Here is a 1,039-nt window from a genome sequence, read left to right as displayed (position 1 = left end):
GGGTGCGCCAGTCGGCGTCGTAGTTTGTGCTTTGGGTAAGCGCTGACTCCGTGCGGGTGTAGGCAACGTTGTTGGTTGCCACGGCGCCGTTCTCGCCAATCAGTTCGGCGCGGACGTCATAGCCGTAGGCGGCGTTGTTGTTGATCTCGATATTGACGAGCTGCCCGTCCACTGTTTCCAACACCATGAAGACAGGTGCCACACGCGCGTCCGAGCGGCGCGGCTGGAACGCGGAAATAGAGGCGTATTCCGTCCCGAGCACGTAACGCACGACGTCGAATTCGTGCGGTGCCGAATTGGTGATGGCCATAGAGCCGGTGAAATCGGCCGCAGGCGTTTCAACATTGCGGTGAAAATTGTGCATCATCAGCGCCCGACCGAGATGACCATTATCGAGCGCCTGCTTCATCTCCTGGTAGGATTGATCGTAACGCCGCATGAAGCCGAGCTGGACGAATCTCGCCCCTGCCTTCTGTTCGGTTTCCATCACGGCGATGCAGTCAGCCGACGCTTGTGAAAGCGGTTTTTCGCACAGAACGCGCTTGCCCATGGCAATACAGGCCATCGAAAGCGGCGCATGCGTGAAATCGGGACTCGCAATGATCACGGCGTCCACGTCTTGCCGCGTGATGGCGCCCTGGGGGTCAGTGGCAATGTCGAAGGCACCAAATGCATCGGCGACCAGACGAGCGCGCTGCTCATCCATGTCGCAGACCAATTGAAGGGTTGCGCCGGGCAGTTCCTCGGCAACTATCTTGGCATGATCCGCGCCCATCAAACCGGCGCCGATCACTGCAATGCGGATTGTCATTTCTGTCCTGCTTTTGCTTTTTCGAACTTACGGGCAACGGCCAACTCGGCGGCATGGAGCCACGCCTGGTTGGCGCCTTTTAAGAAATCTAACGAGCGGCTGGGCCCTCCAGCACCTGGAAGGACGGCGGATGACCTTCATGCTCGGCCATGTAACCATCGACCTTGGCTTCCAGATCGGCCATCGTTTCGCCGCCAGCCATCAGATCCGTAATCTCCTCGCGGGACC

1 protein-coding gene is annotated in these 1,039 nt (G+C 59.1%); it reads right to left on the bottom strand.

Annotated features, from left to right (window positions below; translation table 11 throughout):
* On the bottom strand, positions 1-811 hold an 811-nt coding region (locus NKI85_RS37720), incomplete at its 3' end, for a Gfo/Idh/MocA family oxidoreductase (RefSeq protein ID WP_352780974.1).
* Positions 812-1,039: the final 228 nt, after the last annotated feature.

Origin of the sequence: Mesorhizobium sp. M0571, assembly GCF_040320985.1 — a bacterium.
GTDB lineage: Bacteria > Pseudomonadota > Alphaproteobacteria > Rhizobiales > Rhizobiaceae > Mesorhizobium.
The sequence above is the reverse complement of the archived record's forward strand: the minus strand, read 5'-3'. Positions and strand labels throughout refer to the sequence as shown.